The organism is Aquabacterium sp. (assembly GCF_035476535.1).
In the GTDB taxonomy this organism is placed as follows: Bacteria; Pseudomonadota; Gammaproteobacteria; order Burkholderiales; family Burkholderiaceae_C; genus Pseudaquabacterium.
The window spans coordinates 1-17,256 of the sequence record NZ_DATILJ010000196.1 but is presented as its reverse complement, the minus strand read 5'-3'; the positions used below and the strand labels follow the sequence as shown (position 1 = coordinate 17,256).

17 protein-coding genes and 1 pseudogene are annotated in these 17,256 nt (G+C 66.1%); 13 read left to right on the top strand and 5 right to left on the bottom strand.

The genetic code is table 11. The annotated features are described in order from the left end of the window. The 5 genes from VLK61_RS19310 to VLK61_RS19290 form a co-directional block, all read left to right on the top strand. The coding region (locus VLK61_RS19310) for a molybdopterin oxidoreductase family protein (RefSeq protein WP_325423249.1) at positions 1-631 on the top strand (631 nt) is incomplete at its 5' end. Positions 632-650: 19 nt separating this feature from the next. Further along, positions 651-2,633, top strand: a complete 1,983-nt coding sequence (locus VLK61_RS19305) for a DmsC/YnfH family molybdoenzyme membrane anchor subunit (protein ID WP_325423248.1) — start codon at positions 651-653, stop codon at positions 2,631-2,633. A 5-nt stretch (positions 2,634-2,638) separates the two neighbouring features. After that, positions 2,639-3,019 carry a hypothetical protein gene (locus VLK61_RS19300; RefSeq protein ID WP_325423247.1) on the top strand — a complete coding sequence of 127 codons (381 nt, stop codon included), beginning with the start codon at positions 2,639-2,641 and terminating at the stop codon, positions 3,017-3,019. 157 nt (positions 3,020-3,176) lie between these two features. Continuing rightward, positions 3,177-4,130 (top strand): DNA-binding protein YbiB, encoded by a 954-nt coding sequence (gene ybiB / locus VLK61_RS19295; RefSeq protein WP_325423246.1) that lies wholly within the window; start codon positions 3,177-3,179, stop codon positions 4,128-4,130. Positions 4,131-4,290: 160 nt separating this feature from the next. Beyond that, positions 4,291-5,424 carry a sterol desaturase family protein gene (locus VLK61_RS19290; RefSeq protein ID WP_325423245.1) on the top strand — a complete coding sequence of 378 codons (1,134 nt, stop codon included), beginning with the start codon at positions 4,291-4,293 and terminating at the stop codon, positions 5,422-5,424. Positions 5,425-5,431: 7 nt separating this feature from the next. Here VLK61_RS19290 and VLK61_RS19285 read toward each other — a convergent pair whose 3' ends face one another. After that, complete coding sequence (locus tag VLK61_RS19285; protein ID WP_325423244.1) at positions 5,432-7,216, bottom strand: peptide ABC transporter substrate-binding protein; 1,785 nt, start codon at positions 7,214-7,216, stop codon at positions 5,432-5,434. A gap of 248 nt (positions 7,217-7,464) precedes the next feature. On the opposite strand from VLK61_RS19285, the gene VLK61_RS19280 reads away from it, so the two are divergent. From VLK61_RS19280 to VLK61_RS19255, 6 genes are all read left to right on the top strand, one after another. Further along, positions 7,465-8,679 (top strand): NAD(P)/FAD-dependent oxidoreductase, encoded by a 1,215-nt coding sequence (locus VLK61_RS19280; RefSeq protein WP_325423243.1) that lies wholly within the window; start codon positions 7,465-7,467, stop codon positions 8,677-8,679. Between the two features lie 153 nt (positions 8,680-8,832). Next, the gene (gene rpsU / locus VLK61_RS19275; protein WP_056196873.1) at positions 8,833-9,045 is read left to right on the top strand and encodes a 30S ribosomal protein S21; all 213 of its coding nucleotides are present in this window, start codon (positions 8,833-8,835) and stop codon (positions 9,043-9,045) included. An 82-nt stretch (positions 9,046-9,127) separates the two neighbouring features. Then, on the top strand, positions 9,128-9,574 hold the full coding sequence (locus VLK61_RS19270) for a GatB/YqeY domain-containing protein (RefSeq protein WP_325423242.1): 447 nt from the start codon (positions 9,128-9,130) through the stop codon (positions 9,572-9,574). A 25-nt stretch (positions 9,575-9,599) separates the two neighbouring features. After that, positions 9,600-9,950 (top strand): TIGR01244 family sulfur transferase, encoded by a 351-nt coding sequence (locus tag VLK61_RS19265; RefSeq protein ID WP_325423241.1) that lies wholly within the window; start codon positions 9,600-9,602, stop codon positions 9,948-9,950. 122 nt (positions 9,951-10,072) lie between these two features. Then, on the top strand, positions 10,073-10,612 hold the full coding sequence (locus tag VLK61_RS19260) for a TRAP transporter small permease subunit (RefSeq protein ID WP_325423240.1): 540 nt from the start codon (positions 10,073-10,075) through the stop codon (positions 10,610-10,612). Further along, positions 10,609-12,195 (top strand): TRAP transporter large permease, encoded by a 1,587-nt coding sequence (locus VLK61_RS19255; RefSeq protein WP_325423239.1) that lies wholly within the window; start codon positions 10,609-10,611, stop codon positions 12,193-12,195. Before VLK61_RS19260 ends, VLK61_RS19255 begins: the two co-directional genes overlap by 4 nt. A gap of 165 nt (positions 12,196-12,360) precedes the next feature. Here the strand turns inward: VLK61_RS19255 and VLK61_RS19250 are convergent, their stop codons facing one another. Beyond that, a complete protein-coding gene (locus tag VLK61_RS19250) occupies positions 12,361-13,443 on the bottom strand; it encodes a TRAP transporter substrate-binding protein (protein ID WP_325423238.1) in 1,083 nt (360 codons plus the stop codon). Between the two features lie 212 nt (positions 13,444-13,655). Beyond that, positions 13,656-15,044 (bottom strand): metalloprotease PmbA, encoded by a 1,389-nt coding sequence (gene pmbA / locus VLK61_RS19245; protein WP_325423237.1) that lies wholly within the window; start codon positions 15,042-15,044, stop codon positions 13,656-13,658. A 74-nt stretch (positions 15,045-15,118) separates the two neighbouring features. On the opposite strand from pmbA, the gene yjgA reads away from it, so the two are divergent. Beyond that, positions 15,119-15,679 carry a ribosome biogenesis factor YjgA gene (gene yjgA / locus VLK61_RS19240; protein WP_325423236.1) on the top strand — a complete coding sequence of 187 codons (561 nt, stop codon included), beginning with the start codon at positions 15,119-15,121 and terminating at the stop codon, positions 15,677-15,679. After that, positions 15,672-16,271: a molybdopterin adenylyltransferase gene (mog, locus tag VLK61_RS19235; protein WP_325423235.1), complete on the top strand. Its 600-nt coding sequence runs from the start codon at positions 15,672-15,674 to the stop codon at positions 16,269-16,271. The genes yjgA and mog overlap by 8 nt, the downstream gene beginning before the upstream one ends. Here mog and cysE read toward each other — a convergent pair. Both cysE and VLK61_RS19225 read right to left on the bottom strand, forming a co-directional pair. Next, the gene (cysE, locus tag VLK61_RS19230; protein WP_325423234.1) at positions 16,264-17,043 is read right to left on the bottom strand and encodes a serine O-acetyltransferase; all 780 of its coding nucleotides are present in this window, start codon (positions 17,041-17,043) and stop codon (positions 16,264-16,266) included. The two genes, mog and cysE, sit on opposite strands and share 8 nt — an antisense overlap. 66 nt (positions 17,044-17,109) lie before the next feature. Beyond that, positions 17,110-17,256, bottom strand: a pseudogene (locus tag VLK61_RS19225) (RNA methyltransferase); the annotation flags it as partial.

Below are 17,256 nucleotides of genomic sequence, written 5' to 3'. Positions count from 1 at the left end.
CTCGGGCATGAGCTACGACCGCATCGAAGCCGCGCGCGGCATCCAGTGGCCGTACAGCGAGGCGCAGGCGCTCGAAGACGAAGCCCGCATCGGCCAGGCCGCGGAATCGGACATGCTGAAGCGGCTGGACTTCCTGGGGGAAGCGCGGCTGTATGCCGACGGTATGTTCCAGACGCCGGATGGCCGCGCCAATCTGATCCCGGTGCGCTTCGTCAACAACAACGAATGCCCCGATGCCGAGTACCCGTTCTGGCTGAACTCCGGCCGCGTGGTCGAGCATTTCCACACCCGCACGCGCACCGGCAAGATCGGCAACTGCAACAAGTTCAGCCCGACGCCGTACATGGAAATGAACCCCGATGCGGCGGACGAACTGGGCATCGAGCATCAGTCCTACGTGCGCTTGGTCAGCCGCCGCGGCGACGCGGTGGTGATGGTGCAGCGCACGCATCGTGTCGGCCGCGACATGCTGTTCATCCCCTTCCATTTCCACGACTGCGTCAATCGCCTGACGCTGGGCCTGCTGGACCCGCATTCACGCCAACCGGCCTTCAAGCAGAACGCCGTTCGCGTCGAGAAGATCGACCAGCGCGAAGCCGCGCGGCTGAACCACGAGCGCAGGGCCTTCTAGGCCAACGACGGAGATCACAGTGAAAAAAAGCACGATGGACCTGGACCAATTGCTGGCCAGCGCAGCCAAGGCGGCGACCCCGCCGCCCATGCCGCGCAAGATCTGGGAGATCCGTACCGAGGAACAACTCTACGCCAAGCTGAGCGACACGACCATCCCCGCGTCCAACCGCTACGGCCAGAAGATCGACCTGATCGAGCTGACCGAGGGCAAGTTGCCTGTCGGGCGCTCGATGTTCATCAACGAGAACCCGGCGGTGGGCAGCAATCCCAACCGCAACAAGCAGCACGGCTTCTTCTTCACCGCCGACAACTGCATCGGCTGCCATGCCTGCGAGGCGGCGTGCAGCGAGAAAAACGACAACCCGGCGCACCTGGCGTTTCGCTCGGTGGGTTATGTCGAGGGCGGCAGTTTCCCCGACTACAAGCGCATGAACATCTCGATGGCTTGCAACCATTGCGACGACCCGGTGTGCCTGAAGGGCTGCCCGACGCGGGCCTACACCAAGCACACCGAGTACGGCGCCGTGCTGCAGGACCCCGAGACCTGCTTCGGCTGCGGCTATTGCACCTGGGTGTGCCCGTACAACGCGCCGCAGCTCGACCCGGTCAAGGGCCAGGTCTCGAAGTGCAACATGTGCGTGGACCGCCTCGAGGTCGGACTGAAACCGGCCTGCGTCTCGGCCTGCGTCGGCAACGCGCTGGACTTTGGCGTCATCGAAAACATTCCTGCCGGTCGCGAGCACGCGCGGGTCGAAATCCCCGGCTTCCCGTCGCCTGAGATCACCAAGCCCAACATCCGCTTCCAGCAGATCAAGCAGCTGCCCGACGAGATGAAGCGCACCGACTCGATGCCGGTGAAGTACCACAAGGACGACAAGGGGCGTTATCGCCCGGCCATCGACCAGAAGAAGGGCCAGGCCAAGCACTGGAACCTGGCGCGCCTGAGCTCGCGCGAGAACCCGCTGGTGCTGTTCACGCTCGCGGCCCAGGCAGCGGCCGGTGCCTTCGCGCTGCAATTCATCGGCGCTTTGGTCGGCGTCGACGGCTTCACCACGTTCGCCCAGTCGGCAGTCTATGCACCGCTGGCGATCTTCAACCTGGTGCTGGTGGCTTTCGGCCTGTTCATGTCGACCATGCACCTGGGCAAGCCGAAGCGCTTCTATCGGGGCTTCAACAACCTGCGCCACTCGCCGGTGTCGCGCGAGGGCCTGGGCATCGCCATCTTCATTGGCGCGCTCGGCCTGCACATCCTGGCCAGCCTGCCGGCAAACAGCCTGTTCCAGGGCCTGTGGCGCGGTGTCTTCGGCACCGAGGTCGGCACGCTGATCGGCGCCGGCGCGGCGCAGCGTTTGGCCACCGTCTTCGGCGGCCTGGCGCTATTGGGCAGCGTGGCGGGCCTGTACTACATGAACCGCTGCTACCGAATCAAGGCGCGGCCGTTCTGGAACCACTGGCAGGTCGGCACCGCCTTCGTCGGCAGCGCGCTGTCCCTGGGCGCGCTGCTGGCCGGCGCGGTGACGATCGCCACGCTGGCCTTCAGCGGCCACGGCGTCGAGACGGCGGCGCTGGTGTTCGGCGGCGTGCTGGCGCTGGGGCTGGCCATCGAGGGCCTTGGCCACCTGGCGCATGCCCGCGCGATGGGCCGCGCGGAGCATGAAGGCGGCGCGTCGTACTACATCCAGACGACGACCTTCGGCAAGACCTTCATGCTGCGCAATGCGCTGCTGGGCCTGAATGTCCTGCTGGCCTGCGGCTTGCTGTCGACGATGATGCTGCAACACGCTTCAGGCCCGGTCACGCTGCTGGGTTGGGCCGTGGTCGGCGCGATTGCGCTCGTGACCAGCCTGGTCGGCCGGGCGCTGTTCTATGTGCTGGTGATTCCGACGACCATGCCCGGTGCGTTCTTCTGGAAGAACAAGGCCTTCGAGGAGCATGCCCGCGACATTGGCCTGGCCAATCTGCCGCAGGTTGGCGTGGCACCCCTGCGCCACTATCCTTGAGGACCATGCGAATCGACGAGCTGCTCACCAAGACCTGCGTCATCGGCCTGATGTACTTCGACCGCGACGGCCAGTTGATGAGACAGGCGCAGTTCGCCGGAACGGTCGTGAAGGTCGACGCCGAACAAGGCATCTCGGTGCGCTTGCGCCATGCGCAGGAGGGGGTCGAGCAGCCGGAGTTCATCCTGCCGCCCAACCTTGATGCGTGGTTCAAGGCTCCCCCCGGCCGCTATCGTCACGCGGCCGACGGCGTCGACATCGAGAATCCGGACTTCGTCGTGACCTGGAACGTGCACCGCACGCAAAACAACAGCACCGACGGCCAGCACGAATGGTGGGAGTGGGTGCCCAATGTGGAACCACCCCAGGTGGGATCGGCGGCATGAGCGCGCCGGGCCGCCCCAAGGGCGAATACCGGAGTGCGCAGCACGAAGGTGCTCCAGTGAGCACCGCCCGGCCGCCACGGCCCCGGAAGGGGCCACTACATGGCCCTGGGGCTCATTCCCGCTTGGCGGGACGGCGCGCAGCGCCAAGGGTGCACCAATGAGCATCAAGGCCTACATCAAGGAAATCGGCCGCGGCCACGAGGGCGCCAGATCGCTCGATCGTGAACAGGCGCAAGACCTGATGGGCCAGGTGCTGGACGGCGCGGTCACCGATCTCGAAATCGGCGCGTTTGCGCTGGCCATGCGCATCAAGGGCGAGACGGTCGACGAACTGATGGGCTTTGCCGATGCGGTGCAGGCCCGCGCACTGGCCATCGACAGCGAGCGGCCGGTGATCGTGATCCCCAGCTACAACGGCGCACGGCGCCTGCCCAACCTGACCCCGCTGCTGGCGATGCGGCTGGCGCAGGAAGGTGCACGCGTGCTGGTGCACGGCCCGCGGCACGACCCGGCACGCGTAACCAGCGCCGAGATCTTCCAGGCGCTGGGCCTGCCCGCGGCGGACGGCGCATCGGCCGTGCATGAAAGCTGGCATCGCCACGAGCCGGCCTTCATCACCACCGAAGCGCTGAGCCCGGCTCTGCAGCGCCTGCTCGATGTGCGCTGGGTGGTGGGGCTGCGCAATTCGGGCCACACCGTCGCCAAGCTGCTGCGGCCGATTGCCGGCGCCCCGACCATGGGCCTGTCCAGCTACACCCACCCGGAGTTCGGCACGCTGATGAGCAGCTTCGCCGAACGCACCAGCGCCAACCTGATGCTGCTGCGCGGCACCGAAGGCGAAGCGGTGGCCGACCCGCGGCGCTGCCCGAAGATCGAGGTCTGGCTCAACGGCCAGTCCCAGCCCGACCTTGCCTGCCCGGCGCAGGAAGGCACGCTGGCCGAGTTGCCGGTGCTGCCCCGCGCGATCGACGCCGCGACGGTGGCGGTCTACATCCAGGCCGTGGCCGCCGGTGAAAAACCGGCACCCACGCCGCTGGAGCGCCAGGTCGACCTGCTGATGCGGTCCCTGGCCCGGCTGGAAGCCGCACCGGCGCTCGAGCGACGCGCATGAGCGACACCACGACCAGTGCGCCCGGCCGGTGCACCGCGCTTCCCTCGCGCACCCCGCACAGGCGTCGATAACGCAGCACTGGTGCGGCATCGGCGGCACTACCGGGCGCCCGGTTCAGTCGGATAATCGCGGGCACGCCCACCTCCTGCCGCCGCCGACAATGGAACCGCTGGACAAACTCAACCGCCTGACCGAGTCACACGGCGCCATCCGGCCGGGCCACGGCATGGTCACTGGCACCATCGCCCTGACGCTGGGCATCCTGTGCTTCCTGGGCGTGCTGGCCTTTCACTTCCCGCAGTACCTGACGACGCCCGAACTGCGCAAGAGCTACGACGTGGAACTGATGCGACGGCTGATGTACGCCGCGATGGTCATCACCGGCGGCCTGTCGCTGTTCAACATCGTGCTGGGCCGCGCGCGCTGGCTGTCGGCCGCCGGCTTCGTGCTGATCGTGCTGACCGCGCTGCTCGGCGGTCACAAGGTGGATGTCGATCCGAACTTCCCGGACAACACGCCATACATCGGTCTGGACTGGTTCATCCTCGATTTGCTGGGCTCATCGCTGATCTTCATCTTCATCGAGAAGCTGTTCGCACTGCGCAAGGACCAACCGGTGTTCCGCCCCGAGTGGCAGACCGATCTGCACCACTTCATCGTCAACCACATGGTCGTCGGCTTCGTGCTGCTGGCCACCAACCTGCTGGTGCACAAGCTCTTTGGCTGGGCCGCAAACGATGGCATCCGCGGCTGGGTGCAGGGCCTGAATTTCTGGCTGGCGCTGTTCCTGATCGTCCTGGTGGCCGACCTGGTGCAGTACTGGACCCACCGTGCATACCACGAGGTCCCGCTGCTGTGGCGGCTGCACGCGGTGCACCACAGCGTCAAGCGCATGGACTGGATGGCCGGCTCACGCCAGCACATCCTGGAGCTGCTGATCACCCGCACGCTGGTCCTGGCGCCGATCTATGTTCTTGGCTTCAGCAAGGAAGTGATCGACGCCTACATCGTCGTCGTCGGCTTCCAGGCGGTGTTCAACCATGCCAATGTCAGCGTGCGGCTGGGGCCGCTGCGCTATGTGATCGTCACGCCCAACTTCCACCACTGGCACCACTCGCAGGACGACGAGGCGATCGACAAGAACTACGCCGCGCACTTCGCCTTCCTCGATCACCTCTTCGGCACCGCGGTGCAGTCCGACCGGCAATGGCCCGCGCACTACGGCGTGGTCGGAGACTACGTGCCCAACGGCTTCTGGAAGCAGTTCAAGTTTCCGTTCATCTGGAAAGGCTAGGCCGCCCTCACGTCTCTCGGTACCAGCTGTGCAGCGAGACAAGGTCCTCGCTCCAGCCCGACAACGGCACGACCAGCTTGTTGGCGACGCCGGCCACCGACGGACGGAATATCAACGGCAGGATGTAGTTGTCGGCACATGCCACATCGTTCATGCGAATGAACAATGCGGCGCGCTTGACGGGGTCGAACTCGACCTCGGCGGCCTTGTACAGCCGGTCGTACTCGTCGCTGCGCCAGCGGCTCAGGTTGCGACCCTGCCACTTGTTCGCCTTGGTCGCGAATTCCCACGACACATAACGGTCCATGAAGCGCGCCGGGTCAGGCGGCCTCATCGTGAACGCGAACATCTGCATGTCGGCCCAGAACTTGGTGTTGGTGTCGGCATTGGCGACATCCGAGCCGAAGTAGACCGACGCTGTCACTGCCTTCAGCTCGAGGTCGATGCCGGCCTTGCGCGCAGCCTGCTTGACGATCGTCTGCACCTTCTGGCGCGGGCCGTTGATCGAGGTCTGGTAGACGAAGCGCAGCTTCCTGCCGTCCTTCTCACGCACGCCGTCGGCGCCGCGTGCCCAGCCGGCGGCGTCGAGAACGGCATTCGCCTTGTCCACGTTGAACTCGGCACGTGTGTTAGGGCTTCGAAAGCGCGCCGGGTTGTTGAGGATATTGGCGGTGGCGATGCCGGCGCGGCCGTAGACGAACTCCTGGATGCCTTGGCGGTCGATCACGAGCGCCATCGCCTGCCGCACCGCGGCGTCGCGCCATATCGGGTGCCGGGTCTGCGCGTGGGCGCGCTCGCCATCGACTTCGACCACCGGATCGGCGTAGTTGAGCTCGATGAACTCGAAGGTTCCGCCGGGCGAAAACGTCACCCGGCCCTTGCCGCCGGATTCCATGCGCTTGAGCACCTCGTCCTCGACGAGCAGGTTCCAGGCAAAGTCGAACTCGCCGGTTTGCAGCACGGCGCGCGCTGCCGAGGTGGCGTCGCCGCCGCCCTTGAGTTCGATGCTGTCGAAGTGCGGACGGTTGGGCATGTGGTAGCGCGTGTTGATCTCGCCGCGCACCAGGTCACCGGGCCTGAAGTCGACGAACTTGTACGGGCCGGTACCCACCGGCTTCAGGTTGTTCGGCGCGTCGCGCGACTTCGCGCCGATGTAGGGGCCGAACAGATGTTTGGGGATCAGGCGGGTGATGCTGTAGGTGCCCGGCCAGAAAGGCGTCGGTTTGTCGAACACGACGCGCACGCTGTGGGTGTCGATCTTTTCGAGCTTGAGCTCGTGGTAGTTGCCGCTTGTGGTGGCCGCGCTCGCGGGGTCGGTCGCGAACTGCCAGTTGAAGATCACGTCATCGGCGGTGAAAGGCGCACCGTCGTGCCAGGTGACGCCTTGTTTGAGCTTCCAGACCACCGAACGCCCATCGGCCGCCACGCCGCCGTTCTCGCGGCTCGGGATCTCGGCAGCGAGCACCGGCCGCAGCACGCCGTCGGCGTCCCAGGCGCCCAGGGTTTCGTAGAAGATGCTGGCACCTTCGATCTCCTTGGTGCCGGTGGCGAAGTGCGGATTGAGCAGCGTCGGCCCCTGCCAGAACAGCACCCGCAACGGCCCGCCACCGCCGCGCCGGGTGGGTTTGTAGGGTGGTGTGCTGGCGGGTTGGGCGATACCGGCGTCGGCCAGCAGCAGCGACGCGATCGGCACACCGAGGCCCAGGCTTGCCATCCGCTGCAGGAAGTCGCGACGCGGCAATTCGCCGCAGCGCACACGCTCGATCATTCGACGCAGCTGGCCCTCAGTCATGGCACGTTCCTCGGCACACGATGAAGCAGCAGACCATACATCCCGCCCGCCACGCTGTCACCACCTCGGCAAGGCCCGGGGGGCCGCGAGAGCGAGCACTGCGGCGAACACCATGTCGACGAAGAGACCGAGCGTCGGCGACCGTCCTTCGGCGATCACGCCAGCTCTCGCGTCGTGTCGGGCACGCGCCCGGAAGCATCGCGTGGCCGCAAGTGCGCAGGGGCATGGCATCGGGATAATCCGCACCCATGCAAACTTTCGATGCCGTCGTCATCGGCGCCGGCGCCGCCGGGTTGTTCTGCGCCGGCATCGCGGGCCAGCGCGGGCTGAAGGTGCTGCTGCTGGACCACGCCGAGAAGGTGGCCGAGAAGATCCGCATCTCCGGCGGCGGGCGCTGCAACTTCACCAACCGCGACGCGCTACCGGCCAACTTCCTATCGGCCAATCCGGACTTCTGCCGATCGGCGCTGGCGCGCTACACGCCGGCGGACTTCATCGCGCTGGTGCAACGCCACCGCATTGCCTTCCACGAGAAACACCGCGGCCAGCTGTTCTGCGACGACAGCAGCGATCAGATCATCACGATGCTGCTGCGTGAGATGGAGGCCGGCCAGGTGCAGCACTGGCAGCCCTGCGCGGTGGCGGCGGTGCGCACGGCCGGCGACGGCTTCGAGCTCGACACGGCACGCGGCCCGGTGCGCAGCCGGCAAGTGGTGGTGGCCACCGGCGGTCTGTCGATCCCGAAGATCGGCGCCAGCGATTTCGGCTACCGGCTGGCGCGCCAGTTCGGCCACCGCATCGTCGAGACCCGGCCGGCACTGGTGCCGCTGACCTTCGATGCCGCCGACTGGGCGCCCTTCGTGCCACTCGCCGGCGTGGCGCTGGAGGTCGGCATCCACACCGGCCAGGGACGCCGTGCCGGCCGCTTCACCGAAGACCTGCTGTTCACCCACCGCGGCCTGAGCGGTCCGGCCGTGCTGCAGATCTCCACCTACTGGCGGCCCGGCGAACCGCTGCAGATCGACCTGGGCGCCGGCCAGGACCTGGCGACGCAGCTGCGCGAGGCCAAGTCGCTGTCGCGCCGCCAGCTCGGCAACGAACTGGCGCAGTGGCTGCCCCAGCGCCTGGCCGGCGCCTGGTTGGCGCAGCAACAGTTGCCGGCGGAGCGGCCGATGCCCGAACTGCGTGACCGCGACATCGAGCGCCTGGCGCAGGCGCTGGCGCGCTGGACGCTCATCCCCAACGGCACCGAGGGCTACCGCAAGGCCGAGGTCACCGCAGGCGGTGTCGACACCCGCGAACTCGATTCGCGCAGCCTGGCCAGCAAGCGCCAGCCGGGCCTGTTCTTCATAGGAGAAGTGGTCGATGTGACGGGGTGGCTGGGCGGCTACAACTTCCAGTGGGCCTGGGCCTCAGCCGCGGCTTGTGCCGGCGCCTTGGCAGCAGGCATAAAAGCACAGTAGAATCGCCGTCTTTGCTAGCAAACCGCGTGTCGATTCCCCGGCCTGGCAAATCCGGAATGCCTTTCCTGCTGTAGTGCCCGAATTTCAATCAGCACTGCAGCGGAGGCCGAGTCAGGAACACCGAGCGCAAACTTTTTAGGATTTATCCGTTAAATGACCACGATTCGCGTCAAAGAAAATGAGCCCTTCGATGTGGCGCTGCGTCGCTTCAAGCGCACGATCGAAAAACTGGGCCTGCTGACCGAACTGCGCGCCCGCGAGTTCTATGAAAAGCCCACCGCCGAGCGCAAGCGCAAGAAGGCCGCCGCGGTCAAGCGCCACTACAAGCGCGTTCGCAGCATGCAGCTGCCGAAGAAGCTGTTCTAAACACTTCTCGCCCGCTTGACACAACGCCCGTGCGGGACGCCGCGACGGGCGTTTTGCTTTTCTCTGCAAAGGATTGACTGCCATGAGCCTCAAGGACCAGATCACCGAAGACATGAAGACCGCCATGCGCGCCAAGGAGGCCGACCGCCTGCTGACGATCCGCATGCTGCTGGCCGCCATCAAGCAGCGCGAGGTCGATGAACGCATCACGCTCGATGACGCCGCAGTGGTCGGCATCGTCGACAAGCTGGTCAAGCAGCGCAAGGACTCGATCGCCGCGTTTGAGGCCGGCGGCCGCGCGGACCTGGTGGCCAAGGAAACGGCCGAGCTCGCGGTGCTCCAGGCCTACCTGCCGGCCCGACTGTCGGCCGACGAGGTGAGCGCGACCATCGGCGCGCTGGTCAGCGAGTTGGGCGCTGCCGGCCCCGGCGACATGGGCAAGGTGATGGCCGCGGCCAAGGCCCGTCTTGCCGGCAAGGCCGACATGGGTCAGGTCTCAGCCGCCGTCAAGGCCGCGCTATCGAAGTAAGCTCACGCAAAGAACCCCACACCGCATGAACACCTCGCTTCCCATCCGCCAGGTCGCGGCCGATTTCTGCGTCGCAGCGCAACTCACGCCCGAGGCCATGGCCGAACTGGCTGCGCTCGGCTTTCGCAGCGTGATCAACAACCGGCCCGACTTCGAAGGCGGCCCCGATCAGCCCACCAACGCCAGCGTGCAGGCCGCTGCCGCCGCGGCCGGCCTCGAATACCGCTACCTGCCGGTGAGTGGCGCCTACCAGTCGCCCGAAGAAATCGCAGCCATGGCCCAACTGCTGCAGGAACTGCCCGCCCCTGTGCTGGCCTTCTGCCGCTCGGGCGCACGCTCGACACGACTGTTCCTGTCGGCCACTCAGCCGGGCTAAAGCCGCCGCTCAGAGGCCATTCGCGGCCCCCTGGGGCTTACCCTAGGCCCAGGGCAATTTAAGGCGCGTTTCAGCGCCCACTCCGTACAGTGCACGCTCGCACCTCACGCTACGGAGACAACGTGTCCTCGCTCCTCCTCCTGTCCAGGCAGATCGACTGGATCACCGACAAGTTTGGCACGCTCGCCAAATGGGCGGTGTTCCTGTCTTGCTTCATCAGCGCCGGCAACGCCCTCGTGCGCTATTCGCTCGATTACAGCTCGAACAGCTTCCTCGAGATCCAGTGGTACCTGTTCGCCGCCTGCGTGATGCTGGGCGCGGCGCAGGTCCTGCGCGTCAATGAACACGTACGCGTGGACGTGTTCTACGGGCTCTTCTCGGGCAAGGGCCAGGCCATCATCGATCTGCTCGGGCTGGTGTTCTTCCTAGCGCCGGTGATGATCGTCATGATCTATTACTCCTGGCCGCTGTTCGTGAAGTTCTATGTGTCGCAGGAGATGTCCAGCAACGCCGGCGGCCTGATCCGCTGGCCCGCCATGTTGACGTTGCCGGTGGGCTTTGCGCTGGTGCTGCTGCAAGGTGTCTCGGAAATCATCAAGCGCGTGGCGTGGCTCGCCCACAAATACGAAGGCGAATTCCACTACGAAAGGCCACTGCAATGAGCATGGAGACCTTTGCGCCGCTGATGTTCGGCGGCTTGATCCTCGTCCTGCTCATCGGCTTCCCGGTGGCGTTCTCGCTGTCCGCACTGGGCCTGGGCTGTGGTTTCTTCGCCGTGCAGATGGGCTGGTTCCCGGCCAGCTTCATGGCCAACCTGCCGCTCAACGTGTTCGGCATCCTGTCCAACGAACTGTTGCTGGCGATCCCGTTCTTCACGCTGATGGGCACCATCCTCGAGCGCTGCGGCCTGGCCGAGGACATGCTCGATTCGATGGGACAGCTGTTCGGCCCGGTGCGTGGCGGGCTGGGCTATTCGGTGATCATCGTCGGCTTCATCCTCGGCGCCATCACCGGCACGGTGGCGGGCCAGGTCATCGCGATGGCGATGATCTCGCTGCCGGTGATGATGCGCTGGGGCTACAACATGCGCTACGCGACCGGTGTGCTGGCGGCGTCGGGCACAATCACGCAGCTCGTGCCGCCGTCGCTGGTGCTGATCGTGCTTGCCGACCAGCTCGGCAAGCCGGTGGGCGACATGTACAAGGGTGCCTGGGGTCCGTCGATCCTGCAGGTGCTGCTGTTCGCGCTGTTCACCTTCATCCTGTCGCGCGTGAAGCCCGGCCATGTACCGGGCGTGCCGCGCGATCCGGCGGTGAACCGCTGGGCACTGTGGAAAAAGTGCCTGCGCGGCATCATCCCGTCGGCGCTGCTGATCTTCGCCGTGTTGGGCAGCATGGGCGGGTTGCCGGGCATCAACACCGCGATCGCCACGCCGACGGAAGCCGGCGCGATGGGTGCGGTGGGGGCCTTCATCCTCGCCGGCATGCACAAGCGCCTGAGCCTGGCACTGGTGAAGGAGGCGATGCTGGGCACGATGCGCATCACCGCCATGGTGGTGTTCATCCTGATCGGCTCGCGGGTGTTCTCGCTGGTCTTCCAGGGCGTCGACGGCGGCATCTGGATCGAGCACATGCTCAAGGGCCTGCCCGGCGGCCAGCTCGGCTTCCTGATCGCCGTCAACGTCTTCATCTTCTTCCTGGCCTTCTTCCTCGACTTCTTCGAGATCGCGTTCATCATCATCCCGTTCCTGGCGCCGGTGGCTGACAAGCTGGGCATCGACATGATCTGGTTCGGCGTGATGATCTGCGTGAACATGCAGACCAGCTTCATGCACCCGCCGTTCGGCTTTGCGCTGTTCTACCTGCGTGGCATCTCAGACACGCTGTACAAGAACGGTTCCTTGCCGCGCAGGGTCGAGTCGCGCGACATCTACATGGGGGCGATCCCCTGGATCGTGATCCAGCTCGTGCTCGTGGCCATCGTGATCTTCGTGCCGCAGACCGTCACGATGTTCTTGGACAAGCAGAAGGTGCTGGACCTGGACAAGGCCATCGACACCATCCAGCAGATGGACCTCAAGCGTGACAAGCCGGTGCAGCCTGCTGACCCCATGCAGGGCTTCGGTGCGCCGGACCGCCCGGCCAGCGCGGCGTCTGCTGCCGCGCCCGACGCCGCACCGGCAGCGTCGGAAGACCCGATGGAAGCCGTCAAACGCGCGCTTGACCAGGAGAAGGCCAAGAAATAGGCCGTAGCACCGTCGATCCGACGGTGACCCGAAACGCAGAGGGGCTGCAGCACTGCTGCAGCCCCTTTCTTCTTTGGCGAGCCGTCCCATGAAGCGAACGCACCATGCAAAACGCCCCCGAAGGGGCGTTGCACTCACGAAAACGCCCCATGCGGGGCGTTGTACTTACAGCTTGGCGCTTTGCATGTAGTCGTCGAACCCGGCTTCGGTGAAACGGAACCACAGGTTCACATCGCGCCGGAACGCCGAGAAGTCCTCGTAGATCTTCTTCCAGGCCGGGTTGGTGCCCGAGAGATCGCTGTACAGGGCCAGCGATTCCTTCAGCGCCGCATCCATGATTTCCTTGGGGAAACGGACCAGCTTGGTGCCACCGGCCACCAGCCGCTTCAGCGCGGCGGCGTTGCGCGCGTCGTACTTGGCTTGCATGTCGGTGTGCGCGTAGGCCGCTGCGCACTCGACGATCGCCTTGTACTCGGCAGACAGCGCGTCATAGGCCTTGATGTTGACGTGTAGGTCGAGCTGCGGACCACCTTCCCAGTAGCCCGGGTAGCAGTAGTACTGGGCGACCTTGTTGAAGCCGAGCTTCTCGTCGTCGTACGGGCCCACCCATTCGGCGGCATCGACCGTGCCCTTTTCCAGCGCGGCATAGATCTCGCCGCCCGGGATGTTGGCGGCGATGCCACCGAGGCGTTCGAACACGCGGCCGCTGAAGCCGCCGGTGCGGAACTTCACGCCCTTCAGGTCAGCCAGCGACTTCAGTTCCTTGCGCCACCAGCCGCCCATCTGCGCACCGGTGTTGCCCATCGGGAAGCTGATGATGTTGTAGTTGCGATAGAACTCGCGCATCAGCTTGAGGCCATTGCCTTCGTACATCCAGGCCGTCATCTGGCGGCTGTTCAGGCCGAAGGGGATCGCGCAGCCCAGCGCGAAGGTCGGGTCCTTGCCGAAGTAGTAGTACGGCGCGGTGTTCGCGGCTTCGACCGTGCCGGCCTGCAATGCGTCGACCGTGCCCAGCGCAGGAACGATTTCGCCGGCCGCGTGCGTCGAGATCTGGAACTTGCCGCCGCTCATGTCGCTGACCTTCTTGGCGAACACTTCATTGACACCGAACAGCGTGTCGAGCGACTTGGGGAAAGACGAAGTCAGCCGCCAGCGGATCGCCGCCTGGGCATGAACGACCGCGGGCGCAACCCCGGAGGCCAACACACCGGCCAAGCCGGCGCTACGAACAAAGGAACGACGTTCCATGCAGATCTCCTATGCAAAAACGCAGTGAAGTGCGCGGCATTCTAGGAGTCGGCCGCAGCGCTCGCGGGGGGTAAAACCCCGGTCAACCACACGACTCGAATCCCGCAATGCCACGCGGCCGGACGCGAGACTAGGCGGGCCAGCTTGAAACTGGCTGAACTTCGGGAAAGTCCGGAGGGGTCAACGGCGCTGGCCGTCGACCCATTGGCAGTTCAGGACCCCGCCACCTTCATGCGCTCGAGCAGCATCGAGCCCACGGTCTTGCCGCCCATCGTGTAGGTGTCGGTGCCCAGTGCGACGATCTGCTTGAACATCTCGCGCAGGTTGCCGGCAATCGTCACCTCATGCACCGGGTGCACGATGCGTCCACCGTCGACCCAGTAGCCGGCGGCACCGCGGGAATAGTCGCCGGTGACGTAGTTGACACCCTGGCCCATCAGCTCGGTGACGAAGAAGCCGCGGCCGAGCTTGCGCAGCATCTGCTCGAGGTGATCGCCCGGCTGCGTCAGGCGGCTGGACAGGCGCAGGTTCTGCGACCCACCGGCATGGCCGGTGGTCTTCAGACCCAGCTTGCGCGCCGAGTAGCTGGACATGAAGTAGGTCTGCACCACGCCGGCATCGACGACGCGTCGTTTGCGTGTGCGCACGCCCTCGTCGTCGAACATCGCGCTGGCCTTGCCTTTGTGCTGGTGCGGGTCTTCATCGATGTCCAGATGCGGCGCCAGCACCTGCTGGCCCAGGCTGTCGAGCAGGAAGGTGGCGCGCCGGTACAGCGCACCGCCGCTGGTGGCCTGCACATACGCGCCCAGCATGCCGGCAGCCAGCGAGGACTCGAACAGCACCGGCACCTCGCAGGTGGCAATCTTGCGGCCCTTCAGGCGCGACAGTGCGCGCTCGGCGGCATAACGTCCCACCGCCTCGGGCGAGGCCAGCTCCAGCGCGTCCCGCATCGAGCTGTACCACGCGTCGCGCTGCATGTCGACTTGGCCCTTGCCGGTTTTCATGGACGCGATGGGCGAGACCGAGATCGAATGCCGCGAACTGGAATAGCCGCCGCGGAAGCCGTGGCTGTTGCCGGCCCAGAAGTGCGACTGCTGCGCCGAGGTGGCGCCGCCTTCGCTGTTGCTGATGCGGCGGTCGGTGGCGAACGCGGCGTCTTCGCAGCGCTTGGCCAAGGCGGCTGCACCGTCGGCATCCACGGCCCAGGGATGGAACAGGTCCAGGTCCACCGCGGCTTCGTCGACACTGACCAGATCCTCGGCATCGGGCAAGCCGGCCGCCGTGTCCTCGGCCGTGAAGCGCGCGATGTCGTAGGCGGCTTTCACCGTCTGCTCCAGCGCCTGGCGGGAGAAATCGGAGGTGCTGGCATTGCCGCGGCGCTGGCCCAGGTACACCGTGACGCCGACCGACTTGTCGCGGTTGCGTTCGACGTTCTCGATCTCGCCCTTGCGCACCGAGACCGACAGGCCCGCGCCTTCCGACACCTCGGCCGCTGCATCGCTGGCACCAGCGCTCTTGGCGATCGCGAGCGTGTCTTCGATGATCTGCTGGAACTGCTCGCGCGTGAAGGCGAAGCCCTGGGAAGTGGTGGAGCCGGACATGGAGGCATCAATCATCGGAGGTGGGCGACAATGATAGCCACGCCCCGCTTCCTCTCCTTCACTCGCACCGGCCCATGCGCGCCCCTCCTCCCGAAGACACCGACGACGACAGCGCCTACAGCTTCGAGCGCCCGAGCAAGACACAGCTCAAGACGCAGAGCCACGAGTTGCAGACGCTGGGCCTCGAGTTGGCCGCGCTGCCGGACAACCGGCTCGCCGCGATCGAGATGCCCGAGGCGCTGCGCGATGCGATCCTGCAGTACCGCCGCACCAAGTCGCATGAAGGCCGGCGGCGGCAGATGCAGTACGTCGGCAAGCAGATGCGCCTGGTCGACGCCGATCCGCTGCGCGAGGCGGTAGCCGCCTACAAGCTCGGCTCGGCCAAGGACACGCTGATGCTGCACGAGGCCGAGCGCTGGCGGGACGAGTTGATCGTCGACGAAGACGCCAGCACCCGCTGGGCGAAGGCCTATCCGCAGTCCGACCTGCAGCGCCTGCGCAGCCTGGTGCGCGCCGCGCGCAAGGACGCCGCGGCGGCCCCGGAGCAGCGCAACGGCCGCGGCTATCGCGAGCTGTTCCAGTTCGTCAAACCCTGGCTCGCCAACAGTGATGAAGGAGGCAGCAACGATGAATGACTTCGACAAGCTGCGCATCGGCGTGGTCTCGATCAGCGACCGGGCCTCCAGCGGCGTTTATGAAGACAAGGGCATCCCCGCGCTGCAGGACTGGCTGGGGCGCGCGCTGCGCAACCCCATCGAATGGGTCACGCGCTTGATCCCGGACGAGCGGGACGGCATCAGCGCCAGCCTGCGTGAACTGGTGGATGAAGCCCGCTGCGACCTGGTGCTGACCACCGGCGGCACCGGCCCCGCGCCGCGCGACGTGACGCCCGAAGCCACACTGGCGGTGGCCGACAAGCTGATGCCCGGTTTCGGCGAGCAGATGCGCCAGATCAGCCTGCGCTTCACACCCACCGCGATCCTGTCGCGCCAGGTGGCGGTGATCCGCGGCAAGGCCTTGATCATCAACCTGCCGGGACAGCCGAAATCGATCGCCGAGACGCTGCAGGGCCTGCCCGAGGCCAGCCCGCCAGCGCCCGGCATCTTCGCGGCGGTGCCCTACTGCATCGACCTGATCGGTGGGCCGTACATCGAGACCGATGAAGCGGTCTGCAAGGCCTTCCGGCCCAAATCAGCCATCCGCGCGCCCCGAAATACCGCTACTTGACCAGGCGGTTCAGCCCTTCGGCATCGAAGTGTTCAGTGGTGTGCGCATCCTGCGGCACACAGTCCGACGCCGGCAGTTCGCGTGAACGCGCAGAGAGCTTTTCGATCGCCTGCCACAGCAGCGCGATCTGGTGCTCCTGGCTGCCGGCGTTGTCGATCAGGCCCTTCATCGCCTGCGCTACCGGGTCGGTACCCTGCGTCACGCCATAGGCCGAGAAGCCCATCTTCGCGGCCGCATCCTCCCGCGCGGCATCGGCAGACTTCTGCACGATGCGCGCCGGAATGCCCACCGCCGTGGCCCCCGCAGGCACGGCCTGCAGCAGCACGGCGTTGGAGCCGACACGCGCACCATCGCCCACCGTGAAGCCGCCCAGCACCTTGGCACCGGCACTGACGATCACCCCACGGCCGAGCGTCGGGTGCCGCTTGGCGCCCTTGGCCAGTGAAGTGCCGCCCAGCGTCACGCCCTGGTAGATCGTGCACTCGTCGCCGACTTCCGCGGTCTCGCCGATCACCACGCCCATGCCGTGGTCGATGAACACGCGGCGGCCGATCGTCGCGCCGGGGTGGATCTCGATGCCGCTGAAGAAGCGGCCCAGGTGCGACAGGAAGCGCCCGGTCCACTTGAAGCCATGGACCCATGCCGCATGGGCCAGACGGTGCCAGATCAGCGCATGCAGGCCGGGATAACAGGTCAGCACCTCCCAGTTCGAACGCGCGGCGGGGTCGCGCTCGCGGATGCAGGCAATGTCTTCACGCAGGCGACTGAACATGGCTAAACCCGGAAATCGAAAGGCCAGTGTAGTGAACTGTTGAAAACCGTGCAGCGCGGGTCCGTGTCATGGTTTGGACCCGGATCCGGCCACCGCTCGGGCGATGCCGCGCAGGATGTGGACTTCTTCCCGCGTGAGCTGCGCCCGGTTCAACAACTGCTGCAAACGCGGCATCAGCCGCTTCGGTGCGGCGGGGTCGAGGAAGCCGATGGC